This window comes from Stenotrophomonas sp. OVS01A, from assembly GCF_019969775.1.
Classification (GTDB): Bacteria; Pseudomonadota; Gammaproteobacteria; order Xanthomonadales; family Xanthomonadaceae; genus Stenotrophomonas; species Stenotrophomonas indicatrix.
The window spans coordinates 236,513-249,815 of record NZ_JAHXYV010000001.1 but is presented as its reverse complement, the minus strand read 5'-3'; the positions used below and the strand labels follow the sequence as shown (position 1 = coordinate 249,815).

General features: G+C 67.6%; 10 protein-coding genes and 1 pseudogene. 5 read left to right on the top strand and 6 right to left on the bottom strand.

The genetic code is table 11. The features are described from left to right. Positions 1–27 precede the first annotated feature (27 nt). Positions 28–705, top strand: a complete 678-nt coding sequence (locus LC407_RS01205; protein WP_223482042.1) for a YggS family pyridoxal phosphate-dependent enzyme — start codon at positions 28–30, stop codon at positions 703–705. A 16-nt stretch (positions 706–721) separates the two neighbouring features. Next, positions 722–1,543: a pyrroline-5-carboxylate reductase gene (gene proC, locus LC407_RS01200; protein ID WP_059063283.1), complete on the top strand. Its 822-nt coding sequence runs from the start codon at positions 722–724 to the stop codon at positions 1,541–1,543. Positions 1,544–1,597: 54 nt separating this feature from the next. On the opposite strand, the pseudogene LC407_RS01195 reads toward proC, so the two are convergent. Further along, positions 1,598–2,473, bottom strand: a pseudogene (locus tag LC407_RS01195) (LysR family transcriptional regulator). 98 nt (positions 2,474–2,571) lie between these two features. Between LC407_RS01195 and LC407_RS01190 the strand changes: the two are divergent. Next, a complete protein-coding gene (locus LC407_RS01190) occupies positions 2,572–3,174 on the top strand; it encodes a short chain dehydrogenase (protein ID WP_025874043.1) in 603 nt (200 codons plus the stop codon). A gap of 37 nt (positions 3,175–3,211) precedes the next feature. On the opposite strand, the gene soxR is transcribed toward LC407_RS01190, so the two are convergent. Next, entirely contained in the window at positions 3,212–3,646 is a 435-nt protein-coding gene (gene soxR, locus LC407_RS01185) for a redox-sensitive transcriptional activator SoxR (RefSeq protein ID WP_223482041.1), read from the bottom strand. 88 nt (positions 3,647–3,734) lie between these two features. Between soxR and LC407_RS01180 the strand changes: the two genes are divergently transcribed. Beyond that, entirely contained in the window at positions 3,735–5,096 is a 1,362-nt protein-coding gene (locus LC407_RS01180) for an MFS transporter (RefSeq protein WP_099783070.1), read from the top strand. Positions 5,097–5,116: 20 nt separating this feature from the next. Here the strand turns inward: LC407_RS01180 and LC407_RS01175 are convergent, their stop codons facing one another. Both LC407_RS01175 and LC407_RS01170 read right to left on the bottom strand, forming a co-directional pair. After that, positions 5,117–7,159 carry an alpha/beta hydrolase gene (locus LC407_RS01175; protein ID WP_223482040.1) on the bottom strand — a complete coding sequence of 681 codons (2,043 nt, stop codon included), beginning with the start codon at positions 7,157–7,159 and terminating at the stop codon, positions 5,117–5,119. Next, positions 7,156–8,133: a DUF4105 domain-containing protein gene (locus tag LC407_RS01170; protein WP_032977312.1), complete on the bottom strand. Its 978-nt coding sequence runs from the start codon at positions 8,131–8,133 to the stop codon at positions 7,156–7,158. Before LC407_RS01170 ends, LC407_RS01175 begins: the two co-directional genes overlap by 4 nt. A 164-nt stretch (positions 8,134–8,297) precedes the next feature. Between LC407_RS01170 and LC407_RS01165 the strand changes: the two genes are divergently transcribed. After that, the gene (locus LC407_RS01165) at positions 8,298–8,702 is read left to right on the top strand and encodes a GFA family protein (RefSeq protein ID WP_032977314.1); all 405 of its coding nucleotides are present in this window, start codon (positions 8,298–8,300) and stop codon (positions 8,700–8,702) included. Positions 8,703–8,978: 276 nt separating this feature from the next. On the opposite strand, the gene LC407_RS01160 is transcribed toward LC407_RS01165, so the two are convergent. Next, positions 8,979–12,080, bottom strand: a complete 3,102-nt coding sequence (locus LC407_RS01160) for an efflux RND transporter permease subunit (protein WP_223482039.1) — start codon at positions 12,078–12,080, stop codon at positions 8,979–8,981. 4 nt (positions 12,081–12,084) lie between these two features. Further along, on the bottom strand, positions 12,085–13,251 hold the full coding sequence (locus LC407_RS01155) for an efflux RND transporter periplasmic adaptor subunit (protein WP_313115450.1): 1,167 nt from the start codon (positions 13,249–13,251) through the stop codon (positions 12,085–12,087). Between the last annotated feature and the right edge of the window lie 52 nt (positions 13,252–13,303).

Genomic DNA, 13,303 nt, shown 5'->3' with positions numbered 1-13,303 from the left:
GCCTCCTGATTGAACGGAACGCGTTACGTGGCCACTCCCCTGCCCCAGATCCTGAGCAACCTGCACAACGCCGCCGCTGCCGCCGGGCGGCCACCGCCGCGCCTGCTGGCGGTGTCCAAGACCCAGCCGGCCGAGGCCGTGGCTGCGCTTGCCGCGCAGGGCCAGACCGCGTTCGGCGAAAACTACGTGCAGGAAGCGCTGGCCAAGATGCAGGAACTGCGGCCGCTGGGCCTGGAATGGCACCTGATCGGCCACCTGCAGTCGAACAAGGCCGAACCGGTGGCCACGCACTTCGACTGGGTGCAGAGCGTGGACCGGCCCAAGCTGGTCGCCGCGCTGGCCCGCTACCGCCCCGCTGAACGCGGCCCGCTGAACGTACTCATCCAGGTCAACATCGATGACGAGTCGAGCAAGCACGGCTGCGCGCCGGACGACGTGGACGCGCTGGCGGCAACCATCGCCGCCGAGCCGAACCTGCGCCTGCGCGGCCTGATGGCGATTCCTGCGCCGTGGCCCGACGCCGAGCGCCGGCGCGACGCGTTCGTGCGCATGCGCACACTTTTCGAGGCGCTGGCTGCCGCTCATGCCCAGGTGGACACCCTGTCGATGGGCATGAGCAGCGACTACGCTGAAGCGATCGCCGAAGGTGCCACCCTGGTGCGCATCGGTACCGCCCTGTTCGGCGCGCGTCCGCGCCCGGCCTGATTCCAAGGAGATTCCCATGGCAGCTGATTCCATCACCTTCATCGGCGGCGGCAACATGGCCCGCAGCCTGATTGCCGGCCTGATCCGGCAGGGCGTGCCGGCCGCGCACATCCATGTGGCCGAACCGGTGGCCGAACTGCGCGAAAAGCTGGCTGCCGATTTTGGCGTGCAGACCCACGACAACGCGGCCGCTGCGGCGGCGCAGGGCAACACGTGGCTGCTGGCGGTGAAACCGCAGGTGCTGCGCGAGGTCTGCCAGTCACTGCAGGTGTTGGCGCAGGCACAGGAGCCGTTGGTGATCTCGATCGCCGCCGGCATCACCAGCCCGCAGCTGCAGCGCTGGTTGGGTGGCACGCTGCCGGTGGTGCGCGCGATGCCCAACACCCCGGCCCTGCTCGGCGCCGGGGTCACCGGCCTGTATGCCACGCCAGCGGTGGATGCGCAGCAGCATGCGCAGGCCGAACGCGTGCTGGCCAGCGCGGGACGCACGGTGTGGATCGACGACGAAGCGCAGATGGATTCGGTCACCGCCGTATCCGGCAGTGGCCCGGCCTATGTGTTCCTGCTGGCCGAAGCAATGGAAGCGGCCGGCATCGCACAAGGCCTGCCTGCAGAAGCGGCGCGCACGCTGGTGGTGCAGACACTGCTGGGCGCCTCGCGCATGCTGGACGAAGCCGGTGAAAGCCCAGCCGAACTGCGGCGCCGGGTGACCTCACCCAACGGCACAACCCAGGCGGCGATCGAAAGCTTCCAGGCAGGTGGGTTTGAAGCGTTGGTGGAAAAGGCACTGCGTGCCGCGCAGGTGCGTGGGCAGGAACTGTCTGCCGCCAATGATTGAAACAAGTGTGCCGACCAACGGTCGGCACCCACCGCCATCCACGCATGCGTGGATCTACGTGCCCAGCCTGGCCATGACGAAATCAACGAAACACTGCAGCCGCGGTCGGGGGCGACGGTCGGGCAGGTAGATCAGGTGCATCGGCCGTGGCTCGGGCAGATAGTCGCGCAGCAGTGGCTTCAATCATCCCGCTGCGATTTCACCGGCAAGCAGCGCGGTCGGCTGCAGCACCAGGCCTGCGCCCGCCACGGCTGCTTCGCGGAGCGCGTAACCGTCATTGCTGGTCAACCGCGCTTCCCAATCGACCTGTTCGCCATTGGCCAGCTGCCAACCGTGACCGCCGCGCCAGGCCAGGTGGCTCAGGCAATCATGTCCTTCAAGATCGGCGGGCGTGCGCGGCGTACCACGGCGGCGCAGGTACGACGGTGATGCACACAGACTCATCGCATACGGCGGCAGCGGCCGCGCCACCAGTTCCTGCGACGGCAGCGGACCGACGCGGATGGCTGCATCGAAGCCATCCTCGATCAGGTCGATGCGGCGATTGCTCAGGTCCAGCTCGATGTTCAGCAGCGGCTGTGCCCGCAGCAGATCGCTCAACACGGGAGCCAGCACGCAGCTGCCCCAGGTGGTCGGCGCACTGACCCGCAACAGCCCGCGTGGCTGCACCTGCAGCCCGGCCACGTCCGCCTCGGCCTGCTGCACCTGTTCCAGCACCTGCCGGCAACCGGCCAGGTAGGCAGTGCCGGCTTCGGTCAGGCGTTGGCGACGGGTGTTCCGCTGCAGCAGCGCGGTGCCCAGGTGCGCTTCCAGCTGCTGGATGTACTTGCCGACCATCACCGCCGACACCTGCAGGTGGCTGGCGGCAGCGGAAAAACTACCGTGCTCGGCCACGGCGACGAAGGCCTGCATGCAGCGCAAGGTATCCATTGCAAATCCATGGTTAGGAATATGCGAATCATAAGCCACTTACCAAACCAACCGGTGACAGCGCAGACTGCATCCATCCCCTCTCGCAAGGAGCTGTCATGAAGATTCTTCTCGTCGGTGCCAGCGGCACCCTCGGCCAGGCGGTCGCCCGCCACCTGGGCCAGCAGCACGACATCCTCGCTGCCGGCCGCCACAGCGGCAGCCTGCGCGTGGACCTCACCGACGACGCCAGCGTGCGCGAACTGTTCGCGCAGACCGGCCCGGTCGATGCGGTGATATCCACCACCGGCAAGCTGCATTTCGGCCCGTTGCAGCAGATGACACCCGAACAGTTCAACGTCGGCCTGCAGGACAAGCTGCTCGGCCAGGTACGCCTTGCACTGGCCGCGCAGCACCATCTCAACGCTGGCGGCTCGATCACCCTGACCAGCGGCATCGTCAGCGCGCAGCCGATCCGCGATGGCGCCAATGCCACCGCCGTCAACCATGCACTGGAAGGTTTCGTGCGGGCGGCGGCGCTGGAACTGCTGCCGCGCGGGCTGCGCATCAACGTGGTCAGCCCGAACGTGCTGGTGGAATCGATGGAAGCCTACGGCCCCTACTTCCCCGGCTTTGAAGCAGTAACCGCACAGCGCGCGGCACTGGCCTTCCAGCGCGCGGTGGAAGGCATTCAGAGCGGCGAAACCATCACCGTCTGGTAACGAGCGTGCCGACCAAGGTCGGCACCCACCAGCACGGTCAGCCCCAGCGCATCGGGCCGTCGCCGCGCTCGCCGAGCACGTCATCCGGGTTGGCCAGGCGGCAGCGCTTCAGTGACAGGCAACCGCAGCCGATGCAGCCGGTCAGCTCGTCGCGCAGCAGCTGCAGCATGCGGATGCGTTCCTCCAGCTCCACCTGCCAGCGTGCCGACAGCTTGGCCCAGTCGGCCTTGGTCGGCGCCCGCCCCTGCGGCAGGCTCTCGAACGCACGTGCCACCGCTTCCAGCGGCATGCCCACGCGTTGCGCCACGCGGATCACCGCCAGCCGGCGCAGCACGTCGCGGGCGTAGCGGCGCTGGTTACCCGACGTGCGCAGGCTGCTGATCAACCCCTTGCGCTCGTAGAAATGCAGCGCAGAGACGGCCACGCCGCTGCGACGGGCGACATCGCCGACGCTCATGTCCTGTGCCAGCATCGATTGACCTCAACTTTGGTTGAGGTGGCATGCTGCTACCATCGCCGCCAGATGACAAGCGCGGCCCGTCCGCCCCCGCAGGAACCCGATGCCCTCCCCCGCTGCCACGGCCGATCCGGTCGATTCCTCCATCCTGTCCGCGCGCTACCGCGCCACCACCCTGGGCATGGTCGCCCTGGTCTCCCTGCATGCCTTCGAGGCACTGGCGGTGGCCGCAGCAATGCCGACCGTGGCCGAGGCCCTGGACGGCCTGCGCCTGTATGCGTTGGCCTTCGGCGGCACCTTGGCCACCAGCGTGATCGGCATGACCCTGGCCGGCCGCTGGGCCGACCGCCACGGCCCCGCACGCCCGCTGTGGTGGGGCCTGGCCTGCTTCGTGCTGGGCCTGCTGCTGGCGGGCTTCGCCCTGCGCATGGGCATGCTGGTGGCCGGACGCCTGCTGCAGGGCCTGGGCGCAGGCGCCATTTCGGTGTCGCTGTATGTGATGGTCGGCCGGACCTATCCCGAGCATCTGCGGCCGAAGGTCTTCGCCGCGTTCTCTGCCGGTTGGGTGGTGCCGTCGATGATCGGCCCGGCGCTGAGCGGTGTGATCGTGCAGCATCTTGGCTGGCGCTGGGTGTTCCTGGCGGTGCCGCTGCTGGCGATACCGGCCGGCCTGCTGCTGCGACCGGCGCTGGCGCGCATGCAGGCTGCAGCCACGGATGTTGCCGATGATGGCCGCGGCAACATCGTGCGCTGGGCCAGCGGCGCCTCCCTGGCTGCCCTGCTGCTGTATCTGGGCGGGCAACAACAGGGCGTACCGGCACTGCTGTGCATCGGCGTGGCGATGCTGGCGCTGCTGTTCTGCGTGCATCGCCTGTTGCCCGCCGGCACCCTGCGCCTGCGCCGCGGCCTGCCCAGCGTGATCGCATTGCGTGGTGTGGCCGCTGCCGCGTTCTTCGCCTGCGAGGCCTACCTGCCCCTGCTGCTGCAGCGCGAGCGTGGGCTGTCACCCAGCTGGGCCGGTGCCGTGCTGAGCCTGGGCGCGCTGGGCTGGTTCACCGGCTCGTGGCTGCAGGGTCACCAGCAGCGCGGCTGGTCGCGGCAGCAACTGCTGCGCGTGGGCACACCGCTGATGACCGTGGGCATCGCCGCGACGCTGGCGGTGCTGTTCACTGCGGTGCCACTGCCGGTCGCCCTGGTCGGCTGGACGCTGACCGGCTTCGGCATGGGCATGATCTACGCCAGCCTGTCGGTGCTGACGCTGTCACTGTCACCACCACACGAACAGGGTGCGAACACCTCGGCCCTGCAGTTGAGCGAAGCATTGTCGGTGACCACCGCACTGGCGGTATCCGGCGCGCTGTTCGCACTGTTCGTGGAAAGCGCCCCGCATACCGGTTACATCCTGTGCCTGGCCATCACCCTGGGCCTGGCGGTGTTCGCCACGGTGATCGCACGTCGCGTGTAGACGCCCCGGAGAGCGTCCCGTTACGGCCTCGCCACCGTACCCACTTCATCGATGTCCTGGTGCAGGATGCGGCGCACTTCCAGCACTGCCTGCGGCGTCTCCTGCACGCTGTGGCCGGAGATGATCACCTTCTCCGACAACGCGCCCGGCAGGTGCGAGCTCCAGTAAGGCACCAGCCCATCGTCGGATTTCTCCACCGGCAGTTCCGGTTTGCGCTGGGCGATGATGGAGTGGTACTTCAGGCCCGGCGTGATCGGCAGCTGCGCAGCGGCTTTCACGAACGGGTCGCTGGCCTTGAGGTTGTCGATACTGTTGGGAATCTTCGGCTTGGCCGTGCCATCCGCCTGCTGCTCGGCCTGTGCCAGTGCCAGGAACACATCCTCGAACTTGCCGAGGATGGTCAGCGGCAGGCGCACCAGGCGGCCGATCAGGCGGCCGACCTTGTTGCCGGCGATGTCCGTGCCCTGGTGCGGGGCGGCGATGAAGATCGCACGCTCCACGTTCGGTTCGGCCTTGAAGTGCAGCAGCGGACCCAGCTTGGACTGCACCCGCTTCAGGCGTTCGCCCTTCAGGTTGTAGTTGGCGAGCAGATCGTTCCACAGCACGTCGCCCGAGTCGCTGACCAGCAGGCGCGCCAGCACGCCACCCATGCTGTGGCCGATGTAGACCATGTCCTTCGAGGCGCGCGTGCTGCCGTTGGGGTCGAAGTGCTGCAACGTGTCGTTGAATGCGTTGGCGATCTCGTAGCGGTTCAGCGCGATCGGCGCGTTGGTCGGGTAGTACACCTGCCACACCTGGAACTCCTGGCGCAGTTCGGGGTCACCCATGATCTCGTTGGCCAGGTTCACCCACGCTTCCGGGCTGCTGCCCAGGCCATGCAGCATGAAGATGATGCGGCGGTTCGGATCCCACGGCTGCATGAGGTAGATGTGCGGCTCGCCGATGCCCTCGCTCATGCCGAACAGGGTACGCAGCGACTGCGTGGCGAACCCGCTCTGCGCCAGCCACAGACCGTAGGCGGCGGTGAAGTTGCCCGCCAGCGGCACCTCTTCGCCATGCAGGGTGATGCGCTCGGTGGCCTCGGGCGAATAGCCATCCAGCAGCACCTGGCGGGTGCGCATCACGTCTTCCAGCGTGTTGCCTTCAAAACGCAGCAATGCCGTGACGTTGATCGAGGACATCTCGCTGTACTCGGGCACCGAATCATCGTGCTGGTGGCGGCGTCCGCGGCGGACGCCCTCCTCCTGCTCGTCCTTGGTGGCCTGCGCCTGTGCCGTTTCGGCCTTGGCCCCTTCCGCGGCGACGGCAGGCACCACCAGCTTCGGCGGGTCCATCACCATCACCAGCTCGGCGCCGAAACCATCGCGGCGATAGGTGCTGCGCATGCCGACGAAGCTGACGGTACCGGCCGGCACCAGCTGCTTGGGGATGCTCTTCAATGAAAGGCGCTGGAAATCGGAAGCCAGCGTCCAGCTGCCCGCCGACACCGGCTTGGTGTAGTCCTCGCCGGCCAATGCTGCGGCACGGGCACGCGCGAACAACACCACGGCGGCCTTCTCGGCAGCATAGTTGTAGTAATCGCGTACCTGCGTCTGCCGATCCTCGAACGCGCGATCGGAGGGCGAGCGCCCGCTGTAGAACAGATAGGCATAGCCATAGCGCGCCGCCTCCAGCCATGCATCCAGCGCTGCATCGCTCATCGGCGGTTCGTTGGCCGCCTGCTTCTTCGGCGTCAATGCCAGAGCGGCCTTCACCCACAGCTCGGACAGCGTCGACAACCGCTGCTCGACGTTGAGGTCATCGGTCATCAACAGCGTGCTGCGGCAGACCAGGAAGTCCTTCTCGCACTGTGATTCGTCCAGCCCGGCCGCACTCAGTGTCTCGCGCGAGGCGGGGCTGAGCTTGCCGGTGTTGAGCACATCGGCGCGCTTGTTGACCAGGTAATCGCTGGACGCCACCTGTTTGACGGTGACCATCGCGCAGCCGCTGCCGCCCAGCAGCAGGAAAGCAGCCAACAACGCCGGCAGCGCGCGCTGCCAGCGGAACAGGATCATCGGGGTCATTGCTGCGGGTCCTGCTCGGTGCCAGGGATGCCCTGGCGGATCACGGTAGAGAAATCATCGTCGGGTGCCATCTTCAGCGCGCGCTCGGTGATGCGGCCCTTGGCATGCAGTTCGGCGTACGGCACGCCAGGCGTGAGCGCGCCCACCTCCTGCGCGTACTCGGCCAGGTAGCCCGAGGCCAGCAACCGGTAGTCCAGCGGCAGGCGCGGGGCGATATGCCGCGCCAGGTCGAAGACAATCGTGGTGCAGTTGCTGGTCAGCGTGTTGTAGAAGCCGGGCGTGGCATCAAGCTGGCGCGCCTGGTCGATGTAGGCAGCAAACAGGGTCTTGAGCTGGTTGCGGTCCATGCCGTGCAGGCGGTACAGGTAGACATCCTCGCCGCGCGCGTTGGTGCGGGTGCGGATGATGTCGGTTTCTTCGGACGCGACCAGCGTCATCTCGAACTTGCGGAAGAAGCCGCCCAGTGCGGAGAACGATTCACCACGCTCCTTGCGGATTTCCAGCGAGAACACCAGGTGGCGCCCGTCCTCGAATCCGAACGAGACCAGGGTGTGGGCGATCGCCGGGCCCATCCAGTACGACAGCACCAGGTCGGCCGAACGCAACTGGTCCAGGTCGTAGCTGCGGCGCACCCAGCGCGCGTCGTAGTCGGTCTCGGTGCGCCAGGTGAAATCGCGCACGTTGTCCAGCACCACGTGGCGGCCATCGAAGGATTCCACGTGCAGGCGCTGCGCCACGTCATCGGCCCAGTCGCGGTCCTGGCGTGGGGTCAGCAGCAGCCACCACAGCCCCGCCAGCGCAAGAGCGCCGGCAAAAGCCGCCCACAGCCGGCGCGTGCCACGGCCGCGCGCCACCTGCCACGCCGCCCAGGCGGCGGCCAGCAGCCACAGCATCGCCGCGGTCACGCCCAGCCAGCCCGGCCCGGGCATCTGGTAGGTCAGCAGACCGGCCACCCACAGCGCCAGCAGCACCATCACACATCCTGTCATCCATCGTCCTGCGGCTTTCACTGGCATCCTGTCGGGGTCCCGGGGCGGCATAGTTAGCCACAAGCCGCCTCACGGCGACATCTACGACGGTTCAGGCTGGCGCCGGCGGGCGCATACTGGCGTCCACCAAGGGTATACAGGGAGCGAGGATGGGCATTACCACCGTGGCCGGCGTCGCCGTGCAGGCGCAGCACCGGGCCAGCTGTCATTGCGGCACCGTCGAGCTGCTGCTGGACCTGCCCGAGGGCATCGTCGACCCGCGCCGCTGCGACTGTTCGATGTGCCGGCGCCGCGGCGCCATCGCCGCCAGCGTGGCCGAAGACGGGCTGCATATCGTGCGTGGCCAGGCCCATCTGCGCCTGTACCAGTTCAACACGCACGTGGCCGAGCACTACTTCTGCGATGTCTGTGGCATCTACACGCACCACCGCCGCCGCTCCAACCCGGACCAGTACGGCTACAACGTGGCCTGCCTGGAAGGCATCGATCCGTTCGCGCTGGGAACGATTCCGGTCAATGACGGGGTGAACCACCCCGCCGACCGCACCGGTTAGTGGCGGCTGCGCCGGGGCGGCGGCGCGACCTTCTGCCACGGGGCCATGCTGGCCCGGCCGACGCGCAACGGACGCTTCAACGGCGTTCGACGCGCGGGCAGGTCCGCTGCAGGCGGAAGCGTCGCGGCGGGCAGCGCAGGGCGCGGGGGCCAGAGTCGGTCAAGCAACCACATGGCAGGTCTCCGTGGGGGACGGGGACGATCAACCCTACCGATGCCCGGGCCAAGACCGGGTGATGGCGCTGCGGCAGGAAGGTGACAGCCGACGCCCCTGCCCTCAGTGCACCGGCCGCGCCCTGCCCATCCGCCGTACCAGCACGAAGAACAGCGGCACCAGCACCACCGCCAGCACCGTTCCGGAGAGCATGCCGCCGATCACGCTCATGCCGATTTCACGCCGGCTGACCGCGCCGGCGCCGGTGGCCAACGCCAGCGGGATGACGCCTGCCACGAAGGCCAGCGAGGTCATCACGATCGGCCGCAGGCGCAGGCGCGCGCCCTGAAGTGCCGCTTCCACCGCTGAACTGCCGGCGCGGTAGCGTGCTTCGGCGAACTCCACGATCAGGATCGCGTTCTTTGCCGACAATCCAATCGTGGTCAGCAACCCCACCTGGAAGTAGATGTCATTGACGAAGCCCGCAGCCGTGGTCGCCAGCACCGTACCGATCACGCCCAGCGGAATCACCAGCACCACCGCCACCGGCACCGTCCAGCTCTCGTAGAGCGCGGCCAGGCACAGGAAGATGAAGGCAATCGAAGCGGCGTACAGGTACAGCGTCTGGTTGCTGGCCAATTGTTCCTGATAGGACAGCCCGCTCCATTGCAGATCGAACCCGGGTTGATCGGCCACCAGCGCCTGCATGCGCTGCATCGCTTCACCCGAGCTGCGCCCCTCGGCCGCGCTGCCCTGGATCTGCATCGCCGGCAGGCCGTTGAAACGCTGCTGCAGCTGCGGCCCACGCGCCCAGTGGCTGCTGGCAAAGCTGGCGAACGAGGCCATCTGATCGTTGCCACCGCGCACGTACCACTGGCCGATGTCGTCGGGCACGCTGCGGTAAGGCTGGTCGCCCTGCATGTAGACACGCTTGACCCGGCCGCGATCCAGGAAATCATTGATGTAGCTGCCACCCCAGGCGGCAGACAGCGTGGAATTGATGTCGGCCTGTGCCAGGCCCAGCGCGCTGGCCTGGGCGTGGTCGATGTCCAGCCGCAGCTCGGCCTTGTCGCCCAGCCCGTTCAATCGCACGGAGGTCAGCCCGTCGTCTTCGCCGGCCGCGCGCACCACCTGCTCCTGCGCAGCCTGCAACGCTACGCGTCCGGCCGCGCTGGTGTCCTGCAGCCACAGTTCGAAACCGCTGGACTGCCCGAGGCCGCGCACTGCCGGCGGCGCCAGCACGTTGACCTTGGCATCGGGCAGCTTGCGGAAATAGGCATTGGCGCGCGCGATGATCGCCGCTGCGGTGTTGTCGCCCTTGCGCTCGTCCCAGGGCTTGAGTGCCAGGAAGCCCTGCCCCGCATTCTGGCCGGTACCGGCGTTGTTGCGACCGACCACCACGAACACCACGTCCAGGTTCTGCTTCTCGTGCTCCATGAAGTAACGGCTGATCTGCTCGCCCAGCGCCTCGGTGCGCGCCATCGGCGTGCCTTCCGGCGTGGAGAACTGGAAGGTCACCTGGCCCTGGTCCTCCACCGGCAGGAAGCCGGTGGGCATGCGCGCGTACAAGGCAATCATGGCGATCACCAGCAACAGGTAGAACGCCATCCAGCGCCGCGGACGTGACACCACGCCACCGAGCTTGCCCTGGTAGGTCGACTGGCTGCGTTCGACGCCACGGTTGAACGCGGCGAAGAAGCGCCCCGGTGGCTTCTGCGCCGACGAGGGCTTGAGCAGGGTCGCGCACAGCGCCGGTGTCAGGGTCAGCGCAACCAGCGCCGACAACGCCATGGCCGATGCAATCGTGATCGAGAACTGCCGGTAGATGATGCCGGTGGAACCGCCGAACAGCGCCATCGGCAGGAACACCGCACCGAGCACCACGGTGATGCCGATCAGCGCACCGGTGATCTCGCCCATCGACTTCTCGGTTGCCTCGCGTGGCGGCAGATGCTCTTCGTGGATGATGCGTTCCACGTTCTCCACCACCACGATCGCATCATCGACCAGCAGGCCGATGGCCAGCACCATCGCAAACAGCGTCAGGGTGTTGATGGTGAAACCGGCCACCGCGAGGACGCCGAAGGTACCCAGCAGCACCACCGGCACCGTGATCGCAGGAATCAGGGTGGCGCGCAGGTTCTGCAGGAACAGGAACATCACCACCACGACCAGTACGATCGCCTCGATCAGGGTGTGGATGACCCCTTCGATGGAGACCCGTACGAACGGCGTGCTGTCGCGTGGATAGGCCACCTGCAGCCCGGGCGGGAACGTAGGCCGCAGCCGTTCAAGCTCCGCGCGTACTGCATCGGCAGTGGCCAGCGCGTTGGCGCCGGAGGCCAGGGTCACCGAGAAACCCGCAGCCGGATAGCCGTTGAGGAAGCTGCTGGTCTGGTAATTCTCCGCGCCGATCTCGACCCGCGCAACGTCGCCCAGGTGCACCGCCGCGCCGCTGGGCAGCGTGCGCAGGATGATCGCGCGGAACTGTTCCGGAGTCTGCAGGCGCGACTGCGCGGTGACGGTGGCATTGAGGCTCTGCGTCGCACTGGACGGCAACGCCCCCAGCTCGCCGGCAGTGACCTGGGTGTTCTGTGCCTGGATCGCGCTGCGCACATCCGACGGCATCAGGTCGTAGGCACGCAGCTTGTGCGGATCCAGCCACACCCGCATCGCATAGGCCGAACCGAACACATTGATCTCGCCGACGCCGGCAATGCGGCTGATCGGGTCCTGCACGTTGCTGACCAGGAAATCGGAAACGTCCACCCGCTCCATGCGCCGGCTGGTGTCGTACAGCGAAACCACCATCAGCGAGTCGCCCTGCGACTTGGCCACGGTCACGCCCTGCTGCTGCACTTCCTGCGGCAGGCGGTTGATGGCCTGGTTGACGCTGTTCTGCACCTGTACCTGGGCGATATCGGGGTTGGCGCTCTGGTCGAAGGTGACCGTGATCCGCGCCTGCCCCGAAGACGAACTGGTGGAGGAAAAATACAGCAGGTGGTCGATGCCCTTGATCTGCTGTTCGATCACCTGGGTGACGCTGTCTTCCACCGTCTGTGCAGACGCGCCGGTGTAGTTGGCGGTGATGTTGACCTGCGGCGGTGCGATGTCCGGGTACTGCTCGACCGGCAGCTGGGTCACCGCAATCGTGCCGAACGCCATGATGCAGATCGCCAGTACCCAGGCGAATACGGGGCGGTGGATGAAGAAGCGCGGCAGCATGCGCTCAGTCCTTTCCGGCCGGCGCAGCCACGGGCGCCGTCTTCATCCGCACCGGCATGCCGTCGGCAAGGCCCTGCGCCCCCGCCACCACCACCTGATCGCCAGCGCTGATGCCATCAAGCACCAGCCACTGGTTGCCGACCGCGCGGGCGGTGCGGAAGGTGCGCAGCCGCGCCTTGCCCTCCTTGTCGACCAGCCACGCCTGCGCCTCGCCCTTGGCACTGCGGTCCACCGCCGACTGCGGTACCAGCAACGCCTGCTGCTGCGTGCCCTGGCCTACCTGCGCGCGCACGTACATGCCCGGCAACAGCTGTCCCTCGGGGTTGGGGAACTGCGCGCGCAGGGTGATGCTGCCGGTCTCCTGCTGCACATCGATGTCGGCAAATTCCAGCGTGCCCGGCAGCGGGTAGTCGGTGCCATCGGACAGGCGCAGCCGCACCGGCGCGCTGTTGGCCTGCACGCCCCCCTCGGCAATGGCGCGACGCAGCGCCAGGTACTCGTTGCTGGACTGGGTGATGTCCACGTTCATCGGGTCGACCTGCTGGATCCGCGCCAGCGGATCGGCCTGGGCGGATGTCACCAGTGCCCCCGGGGTGAACAGCGCACGCCCGATGCGACCGGCAATCGGTGCGGTGACCGTGGCAAAACCCAGCCGCGTACTGGCGGTATCGCGCGCTGCCTGCGCAGCCTGCACGGCCGCAGCCGCCTGCTGGCCACTGGCGATGGCATCGTCCACGTCCTGGCGCGCGGCCAGCTGGTCCTTGCCCAGCGCCTGCATCCGCTGCGCCCGCAGGCGAGCGGTCACGGCGGCCGCTTCGGCGGTCTTCAGATTGGCCTGCGCCTCGTTCAGGGCGGCCTGGTACAGCGCCGGCTCGATCTGGAACAGGGGCTGCCCGGCCTTCACCAGCTGCCCCTGCTCGAACAGGCGCTTCACCAGCACCCCGTCCACCTGCGGGCGTACATCCGATTCCTGCGAGGCAATGGTGCGTCCCGGCAGTTCCTGCTGCAGCGCCAGCGTCTGGTTCTGCAGCGTCAGCACGGTCACTTCCGGCGTTGCCTTGCCTGGTTTGGGTGCGTCCTTGCCGCAGCCGGCCAGCAGGGTGGCCAAGGCAAGCACCAGCAGCGGCCGGCGCCAGCCCGCGGCAGGCAGGGAGAAGTACGGAAGGGTCATCGGCAGCAGGTTCCACGCGCGGGGGGAGCGTTCGGCGCCGAATATAGAAGAC